At 59.1% G+C, this 17,351-nt stretch carries 16 protein-coding genes; 10 read left to right on the top strand and 6 right to left on the bottom strand.

Going from position 1 to position 17,351, the window contains the following annotated elements; genetic code table 11:
• The first annotated feature begins 289 nt into the window (after positions 1-289).
• Both Q0349_RS13840 and Q0349_RS13835 read left to right on the top strand, forming a co-directional pair.
• Positions 290-649 (top strand): MerR family DNA-binding transcriptional regulator, encoded by a 360-nt coding sequence (locus Q0349_RS13840; protein WP_298081602.1) that lies wholly within the window; start codon positions 290-292, stop codon positions 647-649.
• Positions 541-1,104: a hypothetical protein gene (locus Q0349_RS13835; protein ID WP_298081601.1), complete on the top strand. Its 564-nt coding sequence runs from the start codon at positions 541-543 to the stop codon at positions 1,102-1,104. The genes Q0349_RS13840 and Q0349_RS13835 overlap by 109 nt, the downstream gene beginning before the upstream one ends.
• A 238-nt stretch (positions 1,105-1,342) precedes the next feature.
• On the opposite strand, the gene Q0349_RS13830 is transcribed toward Q0349_RS13835, so the two are convergent.
• The 3 genes from Q0349_RS13830 to Q0349_RS13820 are packed head-to-tail and all read right to left on the bottom strand — an operon-like array spanning position 1,343 to position 4,268.
• On the bottom strand, positions 1,343-2,842 hold the full coding sequence (locus tag Q0349_RS13830; RefSeq protein ID WP_298081600.1) for a subtype B tannase: 1,500 nt from the start codon (positions 2,840-2,842) through the stop codon (positions 1,343-1,345).
• Positions 2,839-3,264 (bottom strand): hypothetical protein, encoded by a 426-nt coding sequence (locus Q0349_RS13825; RefSeq protein ID WP_298081599.1) that lies wholly within the window; start codon positions 3,262-3,264, stop codon positions 2,839-2,841. Before Q0349_RS13825 ends, Q0349_RS13830 begins: the two co-directional genes overlap by 4 nt.
• Positions 3,265-3,269: 5 nt before the next feature.
• Entirely contained in the window at positions 3,270-4,268 is a 999-nt protein-coding gene (locus tag Q0349_RS13820) for a bifunctional nicotinamide-nucleotide adenylyltransferase/Nudix hydroxylase (RefSeq protein ID WP_298081598.1), read from the bottom strand.
• Positions 4,269-4,554: 286 nt separating this feature from the next.
• Between Q0349_RS13820 and dusA the strand changes: the two genes are divergently transcribed.
• Both dusA and Q0349_RS13810 read left to right on the top strand, forming a co-directional pair.
• The gene (gene dusA, locus Q0349_RS13815) at positions 4,555-5,532 is read left to right on the top strand and encodes a tRNA dihydrouridine(20/20a) synthase DusA (RefSeq protein ID WP_298081597.1); all 978 of its coding nucleotides are present in this window, start codon (positions 4,555-4,557) and stop codon (positions 5,530-5,532) included.
• Positions 5,533-5,620: 88 nt separating this feature from the next.
• Positions 5,621-6,301 carry a DedA family protein gene (locus tag Q0349_RS13810; protein WP_298081596.1) on the top strand — a complete coding sequence of 227 codons (681 nt, stop codon included), beginning with the start codon at positions 5,621-5,623 and terminating at the stop codon, positions 6,299-6,301.
• An 83-nt stretch (positions 6,302-6,384) separates the two neighbouring features.
• Here the strand turns inward: Q0349_RS13810 and fur are convergent, their stop codons facing one another.
• From fur to ftsY, 3 genes are all read right to left on the bottom strand, one after another.
• Positions 6,385-6,849, bottom strand: coding sequence for a ferric iron uptake transcriptional regulator (gene fur / locus Q0349_RS13805; RefSeq protein WP_298081595.1), 465 nt, complete (start codon positions 6,847-6,849; stop codon positions 6,385-6,387).
• A gap of 104 nt (positions 6,850-6,953) precedes the next feature.
• Complete coding sequence (rpoH, locus tag Q0349_RS13800; protein WP_298081594.1) at positions 6,954-7,817, bottom strand: RNA polymerase sigma factor RpoH; 864 nt, start codon at positions 7,815-7,817, stop codon at positions 6,954-6,956.
• 49 nt (positions 7,818-7,866) lie between these two features.
• Complete coding sequence (gene ftsY / locus Q0349_RS13795; RefSeq protein WP_298081593.1) at positions 7,867-9,123, bottom strand: signal recognition particle-docking protein FtsY; 1,257 nt, start codon at positions 9,121-9,123, stop codon at positions 7,867-7,869.
• A 227-nt stretch (positions 9,124-9,350) separates the two neighbouring features.
• Between ftsY and Q0349_RS13790 the strand changes: the two genes are divergently transcribed.
• From Q0349_RS13790 to Q0349_RS13765, 6 genes are all read left to right on the top strand, one after another.
• Positions 9,351-9,758 carry a DUF423 domain-containing protein gene (locus Q0349_RS13790; protein ID WP_298081592.1) on the top strand — a complete coding sequence of 136 codons (408 nt, stop codon included), beginning with the start codon at positions 9,351-9,353 and terminating at the stop codon, positions 9,756-9,758.
• Positions 9,748-10,455: an NAD-dependent deacylase gene (locus Q0349_RS13785; RefSeq protein ID WP_298081591.1), complete on the top strand. Its 708-nt coding sequence runs from the start codon at positions 9,748-9,750 to the stop codon at positions 10,453-10,455. Before Q0349_RS13790 ends, Q0349_RS13785 begins: the two co-directional genes overlap by 11 nt.
• Positions 10,456-10,488: 33 nt before the next feature.
• Positions 10,489-12,633 carry a carboxy terminal-processing peptidase gene (locus Q0349_RS13780; protein ID WP_298081590.1) on the top strand — a complete coding sequence of 715 codons (2,145 nt, stop codon included), beginning with the start codon at positions 10,489-10,491 and terminating at the stop codon, positions 12,631-12,633.
• Between the two features lie 29 nt (positions 12,634-12,662).
• Positions 12,663-14,651 (top strand): transketolase, encoded by a 1,989-nt coding sequence (gene tkt / locus Q0349_RS13775; protein WP_298081589.1) that lies wholly within the window; start codon positions 12,663-12,665, stop codon positions 14,649-14,651.
• A 233-nt stretch (positions 14,652-14,884) separates the two neighbouring features.
• Complete coding sequence (locus Q0349_RS13770; RefSeq protein ID WP_298081588.1) at positions 14,885-16,051, top strand: phosphoglycerate kinase; 1,167 nt, start codon at positions 14,885-14,887, stop codon at positions 16,049-16,051.
• Positions 16,052-16,125: 74 nt separating this feature from the next.
• On the top strand, positions 16,126-17,280 hold the full coding sequence (locus Q0349_RS13765; protein ID WP_298081587.1) for a PIN domain-containing protein: 1,155 nt from the start codon (positions 16,126-16,128) through the stop codon (positions 17,278-17,280).
• The last annotated feature ends 71 nt before the right edge of the window (positions 17,281-17,351 follow it).

Genomic DNA, 17,351 nt, shown 5'->3' with positions numbered 1-17,351 from the left:
GCGGGAATTTGACATCGGCAAACGCGTGCGTGCCTGCGGCACACACCCTACAAGCTAATGGTGTAGCTCACAAAATCGTCGCCACGCAACCGCATTGGCTTGGGCGTATTTACGGCTGAATGGTAAACAGGCCTTAACCAAACCTACGAACAAAATCATTGTGTTATGACCAATTGTAAACAGCTCCTGGGAGGATGGCTATACAATTGCATTCTCCGGCGACGTGGCAATATGAAGCGCGCGTGGCGCGCATATTCCCAATGAATGACAAAACACCCCTGATACCTACATGAACCCGATTCCCGAAACGCCGCTCAAAATTGGCGCGCTGGCACAGGCGAGTGGCGTCAGTGTGCGAATGCTGCGCTTTTATGAAAAGATGGGGCTGCTTACGCCCGCACGCAATGCCGCCGGCTATCGTCTTTATCGCGCGACGGATGCGGATTTGGTGCGCAAGGTGCGATTACTCAATCAAGCGGGGGTGCCATTGAAAGATTTGGCGCTGATGCGCGATTGTTTGCGCGATGCGCCGCAGCATTTTTGTCCGGATTTGCGTCGCCGCCTGTTGGCACAACAAGCAGCGATTGCGCAACAGATAGTCGAATTGCAGCAGTCCCAAGATTTGTTGACTGCATTATTGGAGCAGTAATGGTGATTGATGAAGCGACGGATTATTTCCGCCAACCGCTGTTAAAGCGGGCGCATGATATTTACAGTCTGTTTTTTGTGGGGGCGATGATTGGCTGGCTGACGATTCCGCTCGGCAGTGTGCTGGCGCTGTTGGCATTGCCGCGCGCCAAAGGTTCGCCTCTCGCCAGCCATTTCCGTTTTCAGGCGTGCAGCGCTTTGTGGATGGTGGTGTTATTGGCGCTCGGTCTTTGTCTTTTTAAGGGATTGCGCTTATTCGCCGATTTGCATTTTTGTCCGGCGGGGCAGATTTTTATGCCGCCGCGCTGGAGTACGCTGTTTATGGTTTTTTACAGCATCGCGCTTTACGGGTTGTGGATGGCTCGTTTTTGGCGCGGTTATCAATTATTATCGCGCGGCGCGGGTATTCGCCAGCCGTTGACGCCGTGGTGGCCACAGCAATGGATTAAAGAGTAATCCATAAAATCAGTCTGTAGGGGCGGTTAGCGACAGCGTAACCGCCCGATTTATTACGGCTGCGGTTTCAATCCATTTTCGTCCCGGACGGTTTATCGCAATCCGCATTAGGCAGCAAATGCAGGCCGGGCACATACCCGACATTCTTTATATTGTCGGCCATGAATGGCCGACCTACGCGGGTGTTGGTTTTGCATCGGCGGTGAAACTGACGAACTCCGCCCTACAGGGCAGGTTCTCAGGGATTTTTGACGATTTTGTCCATCCACGCGAACAGCTCATCCAGATCGTAATCGCCGCTGTGCGGCACGCCCCACGGCATCGCCAAATCGACGTTTTTGCCGCTGTTTTGCAGTTTGGCGGCAAGGATGGCGGCGATGGCGTGCGAGGTGTCGCGGTCTTTGGTGCCGACGCGGATGCGCCAGTGCTGCGGCGCGGTTTTTTCGTTGAGGTAGGTGAGCGGGTTCATCATTTTTACCGTCGCTGCGTCTGCGCTGCCCGCGCCTTTGACCGCGCTGTTTGCGGCGCTGTAGGCGGTGAAGTGGCGCGTGTCCTGGTTGGCGTCGCCAAAGAGCTGGTTTTCGCCGCTGGAGAGGTCAAGCGCATCGAAGGCGGGCGGGGTTTTCTGCCGCCCCATCGCTTTGGCGTAGGCGGCGAAATCTACTTTTTTGACGTGGTTGCCGTCGATGCTCAGCCACGGGTTTTCTTCGGCGAAGGCAGTAACCTGTTCGGGATTGAGGGCGGGAGCGAATGCACCGAGCGCACCAGGGATTTGCTTTTTGTTGAGTTCGACATTGGCGGCGGCGGCAATGTAGCTGGCGACGTAATCGCGGAAGCTGCCGCTGCCGTCGTCGTTAAGCATGAGCGCTTCGCCGCGCGCGTTTTTCAGGCCGAGGCTGTTTATATAGGCGGGGAACTGCGCTTTCAGCTCGTCCGAGACGCGCTGCTCGGCGGCGTCCAGCGTGCCTTTCACCAGTTTGCGCTCGACTTTGTAGTCGAGCATGGTGATGTCCATTTTTTCGTAGTCATTGACGCCGTTGAATTCCCATTCGTAGGCGGCGTCGGCGTGTTCGAGGATGCTAATCGGGCAGTAGGCGGAGACGGCGTAGATGTCGTCGCGCGCTTCCGCCGCGCCGAGGGCTTGCAGGGCGGCGGCGTAGTCGTCGCTGTTGCCGCTTGCGCCGAGCAGTACCGAGAGCGCGCCGCCAGCGCTGGTGCCGTTGCTGATGATTTTTTCCGCGTTACCCGGCATGGCGGCGTCGTTGTAGCGCAGGTAACGCACCGCCGCTTTGAGGTCGATGATGGCGGCGGGCGCTTTGCCAGTCGGGCTGGTGCGGCCGCGCGCGCCGGGCGAGGCGACGATGTAGCCTTTGGCGAGTGCGGTTTGCATCGCGTCCGCGCCTTGTTGTTCGCCGTGTTTGTTTTCGCCAGGCACGCCCGGTTTGGCGGGCATGTAGCCGCCGATTTGGTTCGGCAGGAAGATGGGCGCGCTGTCGGCGTTGTAGCCGTTGATGCTGCCGCCGCTGAAGTAGGCTTCCGGGATGTAGAGGTTGATTTGCTGGTATTCGGGCTCAACCGGGTGGGCGACGTAGGGGATGCCTTCGTAGGCGCGGTAGCTGATGGTTTTCCCGTTTATTTGCGCGGTTTTCGCTTCATATTTGTCGGCGGCGAAGTCGAGGCTGTGCGCCTGGGCGAGTTGGGCAAGGCCGATGGCGGTGAGGAGGGCGGTTTTTTTCATGGTTGGCTCCGGTTGGGTTGTGGGGGCTCAGGCGCGCGGTAGGTGGCGATGACATCGGCCAGCGGCGGGTTGGCGCGTGCCTTGTCACGCACGATGACTATCGGGCCACTTTGCCGTGCCAGCGCGTCAAAGCGGGCGCGTTCGCCCGGCGCGGGGTCGTTGCGCAGGTAGCGGCTGGCACGCGCGGCGGGGATGTTTTCCTGTTGTAGCGCCTGTTGCAGCGCGGCGGCGCGTTGTTCCAGGTCGGGCGCGGCGTGCGGCGGGGTGAGGATGAGGACGGTGTTCGCGTCGGCGCCGTCCGGCAGCGGCAGGGCGATGAAGCCGTGCGGGTCGGCGGGGGTATCGGCGAGCGGGTCGCGGCTCCAGTAGTAGAGGCCGCCGACCAGGGCAAAGACGGGAATGAGGATGGCGAGGAGGCGCATGGGATTCAACTGTTGTCGCGGATGAGATAGTAGTGGTCGTCATGGAAGCGGTCGCGGCGCAGCTCGGCGAGCGGCAGCCAGAAGGCGCGGGCAGCGTCGTCCATCCCCCGGACGGCAGGCGGGTCGCCATCGAGCGGGATGACGTGCAGATGGGTGATGACACGGCCAATGGCGCTGCGGTCGGGTTTGTCGGCCACGAAAACGCGGCGGACGGCGTCGCGAGGTAGGCGCAGCCCGGTTTCTTCGTGCAGTTCGCGCAGGCAGGCGGCGCGCAGGTTTTCGTCGGGGTTCAAAAAGCCGCCGGGCAGCGCCAGTAAGCCGCAGCCGGGCTGGCCGCCGCGTTCGACGACAAGGACGTGTTCGCGGCAAACAACGAGCGCATCCACCGTCACGAATATCGGCGGATAGGGCGCGGCCGCCCACGATTGTTTGTAGTCTTCGACGTAGCGCGCCTCGCGGGCAACGGCGCGGTAAGCCTCGGTCGCGCGGAAATCGCGCAGGGCGGCAGCGACGGCGGGTGGCAGACGCGGTTCTTCCCACGTTTCGCCGTCTGCCAACAGGAAATAGCGGCGGCGGATGGGGGTGGCGCTGATGCCGTCGGTATCGGCCTCACTGACGTAATCCCACTGCGGGAACAGGCGCAGGTAGAAGGAGCTGGCGTCTTTTTCGTGACCAAAGAGGCCGATGCGCGCCGCTGGTGTGCCGTGTCCGGCGAGAACGGCGGCGACGGTCGCCTCCACCTGCGCCACCCAGCGGTCATCGTGGTAGGGGTCGTCGTGCAGCGGGCGGATGTCGGTGCGCGCGTTTTCCTCGGCATTGAGCGCGGCGCGAATCATCGCCTCGCGCTCGGCAAACGTCCACGGATTGCGCGAGCTGCGCGGCGCATCGGCGGTGCCGACGAGCAATATCAGGCGTTTGCCACGGGCAAGGGCGCTTTGCACCATGCGCAGATGGGCGTTGTGGAAGGGCTGGAAACGGCCAATAAAAACAAGGTAGTCGTGCATGGGGTTCTCGCAGTAGGGAAAGTCCGCATTATCGCAGATGCGAAACGACGGGCAGAAATGCGCATTGCCATGACGGCCGGCTGGCGAGGCCACATCAGCAGCAGACTGCCTTGAAAGCGTTTGGTGCGCTGATAAAGGGCGGAAGTGCGGTGATGTTTTTGCGAATCCCAGCGTGATAGCGTATTTTGCCCGTCTTTGTTTTGCGCGTGGTGATTGTCCCCATTCCTCTACCGCTTGAGGCGCCCAATCGCAAGCGCCCCGCCCTATCCTGTTAAAAAAGGAATTTATGCAACTCATTGAAACGCCAGAGCCGCACCGTTTTTGCGTCGCGCCGATGCTCGATTGGACGACCCCGGAATGTCGCGCGCTGCACCGCCTTTTTACCCGACGCGCCTTTCTTTACACGGAAATGGTCACTACCGGCGCACTGATTTATGGCGATGCCGCGCGCCATTTGCAGCATCAGGCGGACGCGCCCTGCGCCCTGCAACTGGGCGGTGGCGAGCCGGAAGCATTGGCGCGCGCCTGCGAAATCGCCCTGTCCTACGGCTATCAGGAAATCAACCTGAATGTCGGCTGTCCCAGCGACCGCGTGCAGAACAACCGCATCGGCGCCTGCCTGATGGATGACGCGCCGCTGGTTGCCGAATGCTTGAGCGCGATGCAGCAGACGGCGGGCACTGTGCCCGTCACCGTCAAACACCGCCTCGCCATTGATGAACAGGACGAGCGCGACGTGCTGAATTTTGTCGAAACCGTCGCCAACCGCAGCCCCTGTCGCATTTTCATCATTCACGCGCGCAAGGCGTGGTTGCAGGGGCTGAGCCCGAAGGCGAACCGCGATGTGCCGCCACTCAACTACTCGCTGGTTTATGAAGTGAAACGCCGCTTCCCCGCGCTCACCGTCATTATTAACGGCGGCATTACCGACCTTGCGCAATGTCGCGCCCACCTGCAACACGTCGATGGCGTCATGCTCGGCCGCGCCGCCTACCAGAACCCGGAGCTGCTGCTCGCCGCCGACACGCTTTACGGCGATGCCGCGCAAACGCTCAACGCCGTGCTGCCACAAATCCGCGCGCTCATCGCCGCGCGTCTCGCACGGGGCGAACCGCTCAGCCATTACACCCGCCATCTGCTGGGACTATTTCCCGGTGTACGCGGTGCCAAACACTACCGCCGCATTTTGAGCGAAGAAGCACGCGCGCCCGGCGCGGGCATCGATATTTTTGACCGCGCACTGGCGGCGGTCGCTCCCCCTTGAAATTGCGTAAATAACCGCCAAAACAGCAAAAAGTTTAGCGTTTTGGTATCATGCGCGCCCTTTAATTCCCCTGTCTGCATACTTCGTCATGACTCTTTCGTTCCTGCAAGCCTTTTTCCTCGATTACGGCTATTACGCCGTCTTCGGCGCCCTCGTTCTCTGCGGCATGGGACTGCCGCTGCCGGAAGACATTACCCTCGTCACCGCCGGCGTCATCTCCGAACTGGGCGACAAAAACGTCCATATCATGCTGATCGTTGCTTACTTCGGCATCCTCTGCGGCGACTGGATGATGTACCTCATCGGCTGGAAATTCGGGCCGCGCCTGCGCCAGTCGCGCTGGTTTTCCAAAATCCTGACCCCGGAGCGGATGATTCAGACCGAAACCCTCTTTCACCGCTATGGCAGCCGTGTCATCTTCGTCGCCCGTTTCCTCCCCGGCCTGCGTGCCCCTATCTACGTCATGACCGGCATCACCCGCCGCATCAGTTTTTGGCACTTCACCCTGATGGACGGCCTCGCCGCGCTGGTTTCCGTTCCCGTCTTCGTCTATATCGGCTTTTACGGCGCGGAAAATCACGAATGGATGCTGAAAAAAATGCACGAATTTAAGTACGCGACCATCGCGCTGTTTATCATCGTCGCGGGCATCATCGTCTATTACATTTGGCGCCGCCGCCGCCGTCGCGCCTATTTCCGTGCCACCCGCGCCCGCCTGCGTGCCGAGCGCAAACAGCAGGCAACGGCCTCATTATTGAAACCGCAGTAAATCACTGTTAGCTGCGCCGTGACAGAAGCGGGCAAAAGAAAAACCGGATGCGGTGGCATCCGGTTTTTTTGATTCCAATAAATTCAGGCCTTGCCGACGGATTTGGCGAGCGCTTCGTCGTACACGCCGTAAAGCACCAGGCTGTGGTCTTCCAGTTCGTAGCCGTATTCGCGCGCGACTTCTTTCAGGCGTTTGGCGATCGCCGGGTCGTAAAATTCCACCACTTTGCCGGTTTTGACGCAGATGAGGTGGTTGTGATGGTCGCCGTTGTCGATTTCAAAGACGCTGTGGTTGCCTTCAAAGTTGTGGCGTTTGAGGATGCCGGCCTGTTCAAACTGGGTCAGCACGCGGTACACGGTGGCAAGGCCGATGTCTTCGTCTGCCTTGAGCAGGATTTTGTAGACGTCTTCCGCGCTGAGGTGGCGGTCGTTGTCGGTGGTTTCGCGTTCCATGATTTCGAGGATTTTCATGCGCGGGCCGGTGACTTTCAGTCCGGCTTTTTTGATTTGGGCACTCACTACGGGGTCTCCTGAATTTGTTGTTTGCATGGCGGTATTATAAGGGGATTGTGGGTGGGCGCAATCGGCGCTGTGCTTTTTTTCCTTGCATTTCAAGCAAAAACCGGATGCGGGCATCCGGTTTCGCTGGGTTGTCAGGCTTCGATATGCGCCCGCAACTGGTGCATCGCCTGTTGTTCGATTTGGCGGATGCGCTCGGCAGAAACGTTGTATTCGCTGGCGAGCGTTTGCAGGGTCGCCTTGTTGTCTTCGTTGAGCCAGCGTGCCTGGACGATGGCGCGGCTGCGCGGATCGAGCGCTTGCAGGCCTTTCGCCAGTTTGCGCTGCATCAGGTTTTCGTGCTCGGCGTGTTCGGTGTGCTCGGCCGGATCAATGCTGTCATCGGCCAGCCATTGCGACGGACTGAAGTGGTCGTTGTCTTCGTCATCATCACCCAGTTCAAAGGCGATGTCCTGGCCGTGAATGCGGCTTTCCATCTCAAAGACGTCTTTGGTGCTGACGTTGAGTTCGTCGGCAATCACCTTGGCCTCGCTTTCGTTCAGCCAGTTCAGGCTTTTTTTCATGCTGCGCAGGTTGAAGAAGAGTTTGCGCTGCGCCTTGGTGGTAGCGATTTTGACCATGCGCCAGTTGCGGATGATGTATTCGTGGATTTCGCTTTTGATCCAGTGGACGGCGAAGGAGACGAGGCGGACGCCGCGCTGCGGCTCGAAGCGTTTGACGGCTTTCATCAGGCCGACGTTGCCTTCTTGGATGAGATCGCCGAGCGGCAGGCCGTAGCCGGTGAAGCCGCGCGCGATGTGGACGACGAATTTGAGGTGGTGCACGATGAGGGTTTGCGCGGCGTTGATGTCGTTGGTTTCTTGCAGGGCGATGGCGAGTTTGCGTTCTTCTTCGGCATCCAGCGCCGGGATTTGGCGAACTTTGGCGATGTATTGGTCGATGTCGGTGCTTGGGGTAAGCCAGTTTTTGTTTGTTAAAACCAGTGCGTTAGCTGTCATTTGATCTCCGTTTGTGTTTTGAATTTCTGTTTGTTTGGTGGTTTATGTTTTATTCTGCATATAGTATCGCCTGCACAAATTCTTGTGCATTAAAGGGTCGTAAGTCTTCAGGCTGCTCGCCAACGCCGATGTAGCGGATGGGAATCCCCAGTTTTTCGCTGATGGCAAAGAGGATGCCGCCTTTGGCGGTGCCGTCCAGTTTGGTGACGGTGATGCTGTCCAATTGCATTGCTTTGTGGAATTGTTCGGCCTGGCGCAGCGCGTTCTGACCGTTGCCCGCGTCGATGATGAGCATGGTTTCGTGCGGTGCGGCGGGGTCAAGTTTGGCAATAACGCGCTTGATTTTTTTCAGTTCTTCCATCAGGTGATCCTGGGTGTGCAAGCGGCCGGCGGTGTCAATGATGAGGACATCAATGCCGCGCGCGGTGGCGGACTGGAGCGCGTCGTAGGCGACGGAGGCGGCATCCGCGCCCGTTCCCTGCGCGATGACCGGGACGTTGTGGCGCGCGCCCCAGGTTTGCAGTTGTTCTACGGCGGCAGCGCGGAAGGTGTCGCCTGCGGCGAGCATGACTTTTTTGCCTTCTTGCTGGAAGTGGCGTGCCAGTTTGCCGATGGTGGTGGTTTTGCCCGCGCCGTTGATGCCGGTCATGAGGATGACAAACGGCTTGGCGCGGCTGGTGTCGAGCGGAATCGCGTAGGGGGCGAGCAGGTTTTGCATATGGTCGCGTACCGCCGCCTTGACGGCTTCCACGTCTTTCAGTTCTTTGCGGTCGATTTGCGCGGTGACGCTGTCGATGATGCTGCGCGTGACTTCGATGCCAACATCAGCGGTAAGCAGCTGGGTTTCGAGGTCGTCAATCAGGTCCTGGTCGAGTGTTTTTTTGCCGAGAAAGAGGTCGGCAAAGCCGCGCCGGGTTTTCGCCAATCCCTGACGGATGCGGGCGAAGTAGCCGCCGCTGTCGTTTTTGGGTTTTGTCTGCGGTTGGACGGGTTCTGCTGCCGCTTCGGCGACAGGCGGGGTAGCGGTTTCAGCGGGTTGGGATTCTTCTGTCGCGGTTTCAACGGTTTCGGACGCGGGTGTTACTTCAATAATTTCTGTGGTTTCGGCAGGCAGCTCTGCGGTGGTCTCTGCGTTTTCTGCTTGTTCTTCGGTTACGGGTTCTGCTGTTGTGGCAGCTTCGGAGCCGGTCGTTGTCGCTGCTGCGGTGGGTTCGGTAGGGGTTTCAAGGGTTGCCGGTTCTGCGGCGGCAGGTTGGGCGGGGGCGTCGCTTTTGCTGAAGTGTTTTTTGAGCCAGTTAAATGCCATGATGCGGGGAGGTTTGGTGGATGGTGGGAGGGGCGATGCAGGCGGTGATTGTCGCGGGATTCGCCGCTGGTGGTAACATATTTGATGCCCGTTTTTGAGCTGCGGGATTATAGCAGCGATTGGTCTTTATTGTTGAAAACGCGCGGTATTGCGCAGGGATTGGAGGAGAATGGATGGTAAATCAGGTAAACACAGAACAGGCGCCCAAGCCGGTGGTAACGGCAAAGATGCCGCGCCCGCGCCCACGGCACGATGTGGTGAAGCGGCTGTTTCTGCTGCTCGCCGCATTGAGCGGTTTTTTGTGGGTGACACTGGGCGCGCTGGCAGGACATGGGCTGTTCAACGCCGGGCAACACGCCGATTTTTTCGACAAGGCGCACCGTTATCAGATTGTGCATACGCTGGCGCTGTTGGCGCTGGTGTCATTGCCGCCGTCCTGGCCGCTGCTGCTGTGCCGCACCGCCGGTTTTTTGTGGATTTTGGGGTTGTTCGCCTTCTGCGGCAGCCTGTACTGGATGGCGTTCACGGCAACGCCGGATTTGCGCCTGGTCGTGCCGGTAGGCGGTATTGCCTTCTTGCTCGGCTGGGCAATGCTGTTTTTTGCCGCCTGTTGGGGGGAGCGTCATGGCAGATAAGCGTATTGTGATTTTGACCGGCGCGGGCATTTCCGCCGAATCCGGCATTGCGACTTTCCGCGCGAGCGATGGTTTGTGGGAAAACCACCGCGTGGAAGACGTGGCGACGCCGGAAGGCTTTGCCCGCAATCCCAAACTGGTACACGAATTTTATAACGCGCGCCGCGCCCGCCTGCACGATGCCGATGTGCAGCCCAACGCCGCCCACATCGCCCTCGCCCGCCTGCAACAGGCGCTGCCGGGGCGGGTAACGCTGGTGACGCAAAATGTGGACGACCTGCACGAGCGCGCCGGCTCAGCGGAAGTGCTGCATATGCACGGCAGCCTGCTCGCCCTGCGCTGTCTCTATTGCGACAGCGTCGCCCATGACTGGCACGGCGACTGTTCGCAGCAAACCGTCTGCCCGACCTGCAAACGCGCGGGCGGGATGCGGCCGGACATCGTCTGGTTCGGTGAAATGCCCTATTACATGGAAACTATTGAAGAAAAACTGGAGCGCTGCACCCATTTTGCCGCCATTGGCACCTCCGGCCATGTGTACCCGGCGGCAGGATTCACTGCACTCGCCCGCCACTACGGCGCAGACATCAGCGAAATCAACCTCGAACCCGGCGCAGGGGCGGCACAATTCCACCACGTTTACAGCGGCAAAGCCACGGTGGAAGTGCCGCGCTGGGTGGATTCCATGCTAAACTGACGCGGTTTTTCAACCACTCAAACCCGTAACTTTATGATGAAACGACTGCCCGTCATTTTCTTTGCCATCCTCCTTGCCGCCTGCGTACACAGCAACGCCGGCCAAACCGCTGAAAAAGTTCCCGATTACGCTCCCGAACCGCTGATTATCAGCAACGAACACAAAAAGGCGCTGCGACTGGGCGCCAATCTTTTGGTCAACCACCACTACCGCAAACAAAAACTCTCCGCCGTCGCTGCCGACGTACACCGCGACTACCTGCAAGCGCTCGACCCGTCGCACATCTACTTCCTGCAAAGCGACATCGACGAATTCAAACGCTACGGCGATACCCTGATGCAGGCCAACAAAGGCGACCTGGGCGGCATCCTCGCCATCTACCAGCGCTACAGCGAGCGGGCGAACGCGCTCAACCGCTGGTCGCTGGAGCGCCTTTCCCGCCCGTTCGACCTGAACGGCAAAGACACCGTCACCTACCCCGACTACAAAGCCGAAAAAGAGCGTCCGTGGCCGACCACCGTGGAAGCCGCCCAGGCCGAGCAGGAAAAACGCATCGAAGACCAGCTCATCCGCCTGCGCGTCTCCGGCAAAAGCGAAGAAAAAGCGCTGAAACTGCTGCGCAGCCGCTACACCGGCGCGCTGCGACGCCTCAACCAAATCAGCATGAACGACGTCTTCGACATCTACATGAACGTCCTCAGCAACCGTTTCGACCCGCACAGCAACTACCTCTCGCCGCGCAACAACGAAGACTTCAACATCAATATGCGCCTCTCGCTCGAAGGCATCGGCGCGGTACTCTCCTCCGAAGAAGAACAAGTCACCATCCGCGAACTCGTCCCTGGCGGCCCCGCCTACAAAAGCGGCAAACTCAGCCTCAAGGACAAAATCATCGCTATCGCTCAAGGTACGGACGGCGAATTTGTGGACGTCACCGGCTGGCGGCTCGACAAAGTGGTTGACCTCATCCGTGGCAAAAAAGGCACGCTGGTGCGGCTGATGGTTGACCCCGCCAACGCTGCCAAAGGCGTGCGCGAAATCACCCTCGAACGCGACGAAGTCAAACTCGAAGAACAGGCCGCCCAATCTACCATCGAAGAAGTCACCGAAGACGGCGTCACCCGCCGCATCGGCGTCATCAACCTGCCCTCGTTCTACATGGACTTTGAAGGCGCACAACAAGAAAAAAACGACTACCGCAGCACCTCGCGCGACGTCGAAAAACTCCTGCAAGAATTCAAAACCGCCAAAGTGGACGGCGTCGTCATTGACCTGCGCAGCAACGGCGGCGGCTCGCTGTATGAAGCAGTGAAAACCGTCGGCCTCTTTATCGACAAAGGCCCGGTTGTCCTCGTCTCCGACGCCCAGGGCGGCGTGCGCAACGAAACCGATGACGTGGCAGGCGCCACCTATGACGGGCCGCTCGCCGTCCTCATTGACCGCTACGCCGCCTCCGCCTCCGAAATCTTCGCCGCTGCCATCCAGGACTACGGTCGCGGCCTTATCATCGGCAGCAACAGCTTCGGCAAAGGCACCGTACAAACCATGGTCAACCTCAACGAATTCGTCACCAGCAATACCCCCAGCCTCGGCTCGATGAAATTCACCATGGCCATGTTCCACCGCGTCAACGGCAGCAGCACCCAATTCCGGGGCGTCTCGCCGGACATCGCCCTGCCGAGCATCTTCCCGCTCGAAGAAGTCGGCGAGCAAAGCGAGGACTACGCCCTGCCGTGGAAAGAAATCAAGGCAGCGAAAATCACCCCGGCAGGCAAAATCGCCGACAGCACCATCAACGCCCTGCGCCAACTGCACGAAACCCGGATGCTGGGCAAAGCACCGCTGCGCCGCTACCAGGAATACATCGACAAAGTCCTCGAAAAAAACCGGCAAAAAACCTGGCCGCTCAACCTCTCCGAGCGCAAACAGGAGCACGAAAACTGGAAAAAATACCAGGACGACTACGAAGCCGCCCAACGCCGCGACCTGCCTGCGCTGAACGCCGACAAGAAAAAGCGGGAAGAAATTGACAAGCGTAACGCCGTTGTCGAAGACGAAGACGACAAAGAAGAATTCGTACCGGACGTTGCCCTGTATGAAACCCTCAACATCTTCTTCGACTACCTCGAACTGCTTGCCCCAACAGCGCCCGCCACGACCACCGCCGAAGCGGCCTGAATCCCCACCAACCCGCAACAGGAGCGCTTATGACCCCCTTGCAAACCTTCGCTGCATCCATCCGCATCCTCAGCATGGATGCCGTACAAAAAGCCAACTCCGGCCACCCCGGCGCACCGATGGGCATGGCCGACATGGCCGCCGTCCTTTGGCTCAACCACCTGCGCGCCAACCCGGCGGATACCCAGTGGTACAACCGCGACCGCTTCGTCCTCTCCAACGGCCATGCCTCCATGCTGCAATACGCCGCGCTGCACCTCACCGGCTACGATATCTCGCTGAACGACCTGAAAAACTTCCGCCAACTGCACAGCAAAACCCCCGGCCACCCCGAATACCACGACACCCCTGGCGTCGAACTCACCACCGGCCCTCTCGGCCAGGGCATCGCCACCGCCGTTGGCTTCGCCATCGCCGAGCGTCACATGGCCGCACGCTACAACCGCGACGGCCTGCCGCTCATTGACCACTACACCTACGTCTTCGCCGGTGACGGCTGCCTGATGGAAGGCGTCTCTAGCGAGGCCTGCTCGCTTGCCGGCACCCTCGGCCTCGGCAAACTCATCTGCCTCTACGACAGCAACGGCATCTCCATTGACGGTGAAATCGCGCCGTGGTTTGGCGAAGACACCGCGCTGCGTTACGAAGCCTACGGCTGGCACGTCATCCGCGACGTGGACGGCCACGACCATGCCGCCATAGACGCCGCCATCACCGCCGCCAAAGCCGAAACTACTAAACCCTCGCTCATCATCTGCCGCACCAAAATCGGCTTTGGTTCGCCCAACCTCGAAGGCACCGAAAAAACCCACGGCGCGCCGCTCGGCAAAGAAGAAATCGCGCTGACCAAACAGGCGCTCGGCCTGCCCGCCGGCGACTTTGAACTGCCCGACGACGCCTACCAGGTTGCCAGCCTGCGCGACAAAGGTGCCAAACTGCAAGACCAGTGGGAGCACATCTGGCAAGAATACCAGGACAAATACCCGGCAGAAGCCCAAGAATACGCGCGCGCCATGAGCGGCAAACTGCCGGACGGCATTGACCGCGTTATCGACAGTACCCTCGCCCAATACAACGAAACCGGCGGCGCCATCGCCACCCGCAAAGCCTCCGAAAACGCCATCAACCTGCTCGCACCGCTTTTGCCCGAACTCATCGGCGGCTCGGCTGACCTCACCGGCTCCAACCTCACCTGGAGCAAAGCCGCCTCCAAATCCATCCTGCCTGGCGACTTCAGCGGCAACTACATCCACTACGGCGTGCGCGAATTCGCGATGTCCACCATCATGAACGGCCTCGCCCTCTACGGTGGTCTGCGCGCCTACGGCGGCACCTTCCTCGTCTTCTCCGACTACATGAGAAACGGCATCCGCCTCGCCGCGCTGATGAAACTGCCCGTCACCTACGTCCTCACCCACGACTCCATCGGCCTCGGCGAAGACGGCTCAACCCACCAGCCGATCGAACAAATCGCCTCGCTGCGCCTCATCCCCAACATCCACGTTTGGCGCCCCTGCGACCAACAAGAAACCCTCGTTGCCTGGCGCAGCGCGCTTAACCAAAGCACGCCGACCGTACTTGCGCTCAGCCGCCAGAACCTGCCCGAACAAAAACGCAGCGAAGAAACCCGCAAAACCATCGCCAAAGGCGGCTACATCCTCGAAGCGGCCGAAAAACCAGACCTCGTCCTCGTCGCCACCGGCTCGGAAGTCGCGCTTGTGACCGCTGCCGCCGCCAAACTGCGCGAAGAAGGCCTGCGCATCCAGGTCGTCTCCATGCCCTGCTTTGAAATCTACCAACAACAAGACGTCAACTACCGCAACCGCGTCCTGCCCAAAGGCATCCCGACCGTCGTCGTCGAAGCGGGCGTCACCCAACCGTGGCGCGGCGTCTGCGGCGACCACGGCACCGTCATCGGCATAGACACCTTTGGCGAATCCGCCCCGGCTGCCGAACTCTTCCCGCTGTTCGGCCTCACCGTCGAAAACGTCGTCGCCAAAAGCAAGGCGCTGCTCTAAACCAAAACCGTAGGGGCGGTTAGGCGGCTTGCGCCGTAACCGCCCGCATAACCCCAACTAATCCTCCAAAATTGCAGGGTAGTTTTTTAGCCCCCTCCCCTGCGAAGCGGGGGAGGGTCGGGGAGGGGGTGTAAAAATCGCGTAGCGCCAAATCAAAGACAACGCAAACAGACCCTGCCCCACCCCAAAAACTACCACCCCTTCACCCACTAGTCCCTTGAGGAGAGAAAACCATGAAAAAACTCAGCGAAATCGACGTCAACGGCAAACGTGTCCTGATGCGGCTGGACCTCAACGTCCCGCTCAAAGACGGCAAAATCACCAGCGACGCCCGTATCCAGGCCGCCTTGCCGACCATCCGCTACGTCCTTGACCACGGCGGCGCCGTGATGATCATGGCGCACTTGGGTCGCCCGACCGAAGGCGAATACGACGAAGCCTTCAGCCTTGCGCCCGTCGCTGCCTACCTTGGCAACCTGCTCGGCAAAAACGTACCGCTCATCAAAAACTACCTCGACCAGGCGCCTGCCGTCGCACCGGGCGACATCGTCATGCTCGAAAACTGCCGCTTCAACAAAGGTGAAAAGAAAAACGACCCGGCGCTCGCCGAAAAATACGCCGCACTGTGCGATGTTTTCGTCAGCGATGGCTTTGGCGTCGTCCACCGTGCCCAGGCATCCACCTACGGCGTCGCCGAAAAAGCCAAAACCGCCGTTGCCGGACTGCTCATCCAGCAAGAAGTCGAAGCGCTGGAAAAAATCGTCAAAAACCCGGCGCGACCGCTGCTCGCCATCGTTGGCGGCTCCAAAGTCTCCACCAAACTGCTCGTCCTCCAGTCGCTGCTGGAAAAAGTGGACACCCTCATCCCCGGTGGCGGCATCGCCAACACCTTCCTCGCCGCCGAAGGCATCAACGTCGGCGCCTCCCTCTACGAACCCGACCTTTTGAACGACGCCAAAACCATGCTCGAAAACGCGCGCGCGCGCGGCGTCAACATCCCGCTGCCGGTTGACGTCGTCGTCGCCACCGAATTCTCCGCCGACGCCAAAGCGACCGTCAAGGCGGTAGAAGACGTTGCTGACAACGAAATGATCCTGGACATCGGCCCGAAAACCGCCGAAAACTACGCGCGCGTTATTGCAGAGATGAAGACCGTCGTCTGGAACGGTCCGGTCGGCGTCTTTGAAATGGCGCCGTTCGCCGCAGGCACCAAAGCACTCGCCGCCGCGATTGCCGCCTGCCCCGGCTTCACCTTCGCCGGCGGTGGCGACACCATCGCTGCCATCGGCCAATTCGGCATCGAAGACAAAGTCGATTACATCTCCACCGGCGGCGGCTCGATGCTCGAATACCTCGAAGGCAAAAAACTGCCCGGTCTCGACATCCTCGGCGCTTACTAAAACCGCACCGACCATACAAACCGCCCTTCGGGGCGGTTTTTTATACGATGCCCCTCCCAATCAAGGAAGAAACCATGCAGCACATCCTGATAGATTACGAAAACATCCAGCCGGACGCGGCACAATTTACCGCACTCGACGAAAGCCAATGCCATATCTGGCTCTTTATCGGCAAAACCCAAAAAACATTGCCCATAGAACTCTGCGAAGCACTCTGTCGCTTTGGCAAAAATGCCCATATCATCCGTATCGCGAAAACCGGAAAAAACGCACTTGATTTCTACCTCGCCTACTACCTCGGCAAAATCAGTGAGCAGGACAAAGACGCGCTTATTTGCATCTTCTCGCGCGATACCGGCTTTGACATACTGGTCGAACACATGGAAAGCGACCAACATTGCCGTGGCATCGTGCGCATTGCCACATTGGCAGATGCGGCACCATTGCCGCAAACAGAAATAGCGACGCCCGCCATCAAAGCAGCGGACGAAGCCGTTGTACCCACCGCCATTGCGGCGACGGCAGATAAAGAAACCACTGCACCGCTACCACCGCAAAACAATAGCGCCATCGTGCATGACCTCTATAAAAAAGCACAACAATATCTGATGCAACCCGACAGCTTCCGCCCGCGCGGGCGCAACAATCTGGAAAACCTTTTATGCAAGTATTTGTGTGAATCACTGCAAATATATACCGAAAGCGATGCCAAAGCAGCCATTCACAAAGCGGTGGACAAGCTGATTGCAAAAACACTGATTACACTGGATGGGCATGGATTGCTCAATTACCATCTTGACCTGCAAACCATGCAGCAAAAAATCATTACTCACATTACGGCAGCAAAAGCCGGAAAAACAGACGGACTCAAAAATACCATACGCACCAAATCCGTCAGTCTCGGACTGGATTCAGACGACGCGGCAATAGAAAAATGTATTGTTTATTGCGAGAAAAATGGCATTTTGCGCCGCGAGGACGACAAAGTTTTATATCCACCCTTTACCGATGCCATAACGCATCCCGTCAAAAATGAACTTGAAGAAAAAGCAAAACTCTTTTTCAGCAAATTCCGGCAAAACAAACCCGCCAAACGCACCAGCCTGATGACCGTCTGCCAACACCTGCTAAAGCTGGATACCGCGCAAACAGAAGCAATGATTCGCTACCTCGTCGCGCACAACAAACTCCAGATTGCCGAAAGCGGCGCACTCACCTGGCTTACGTAATTTGTTCGCGTATATGTATAGCCATCCACCGAAAGTTTCAGACAAGGCGCGTCGCCGAAGGCAGTACGCGG

It is taken from the genome of uncultured Cardiobacterium sp., from assembly GCF_938028185.1.
GTDB lineage: Bacteria > Pseudomonadota > Gammaproteobacteria > Cardiobacteriales > Cardiobacteriaceae > Cardiobacterium.
Note: the sequence above shows the minus strand (reverse complement) of the source record. Positions and strands in the feature narration are given on the sequence as shown.

Excerpts from the sequence above, each read along its gene's own strand:
- Q0349_RS13840 (WP_298081602.1), top strand. The coding sequence starts at position 290 with ATGAACCCGATTCCCGAAACGCCGCTCAAAATTGGCGCGCTGGCACAG.
- Q0349_RS13830 (WP_298081600.1), bottom strand. The coding sequence starts at position 2,842 with ATGAAAAAAACCGCCCTCCTCACCGCCATCGGCCTTGCCCAACTCGCC.
- Q0349_RS13825 (WP_298081599.1), bottom strand. The coding sequence starts at position 3,264 with ATGCGCCTCCTCGCCATCCTCATTCCCGTCTTTGCCCTGGTCGGCGGC.
- Q0349_RS13820 (WP_298081598.1), bottom strand. The coding sequence starts at position 4,268 with ATGCACGACTACCTTGTTTTTATTGGCCGTTTCCAGCCCTTCCACAAC.
- dusA (WP_298081597.1), top strand. The coding sequence starts at position 4,555 with ATGCAACTCATTGAAACGCCAGAGCCGCACCGTTTTTGCGTCGCGCCG.
- Q0349_RS13810 (WP_298081596.1), top strand. The coding sequence starts at position 5,621 with ATGACTCTTTCGTTCCTGCAAGCCTTTTTCCTCGATTACGGCTATTAC.
- fur (WP_298081595.1), bottom strand. The coding sequence starts at position 6,849 with ATGCAAACAACAAATTCAGGAGACCCCGTAGTGAGTGCCCAAATCAAA.
- rpoH (WP_298081594.1), bottom strand. The coding sequence starts at position 7,817 with ATGACAGCTAACGCACTGGTTTTAACAAACAAAAACTGGCTTACCCCA.
- ftsY (WP_298081593.1), bottom strand. The coding sequence starts at position 9,123 with ATGGCATTTAACTGGCTCAAAAAACACTTCAGCAAAAGCGACGCCCCC.
- Q0349_RS13790 (WP_298081592.1), top strand. The coding sequence starts at position 9,351 with ATGCCGCGCCCGCGCCCACGGCACGATGTGGTGAAGCGGCTGTTTCTG.
- Q0349_RS13785 (WP_298081591.1), top strand. The coding sequence starts at position 9,748 with ATGGCAGATAAGCGTATTGTGATTTTGACCGGCGCGGGCATTTCCGCC.
- Q0349_RS13780 (WP_298081590.1), top strand. The coding sequence starts at position 10,489 with ATGATGAAACGACTGCCCGTCATTTTCTTTGCCATCCTCCTTGCCGCC.
- tkt (WP_298081589.1), top strand. The coding sequence starts at position 12,663 with ATGACCCCCTTGCAAACCTTCGCTGCATCCATCCGCATCCTCAGCATG.
- Q0349_RS13770 (WP_298081588.1), top strand. The coding sequence starts at position 14,885 with ATGAAAAAACTCAGCGAAATCGACGTCAACGGCAAACGTGTCCTGATG.
- Q0349_RS13765 (WP_298081587.1), top strand. The coding sequence starts at position 16,126 with ATGCAGCACATCCTGATAGATTACGAAAACATCCAGCCGGACGCGGCA.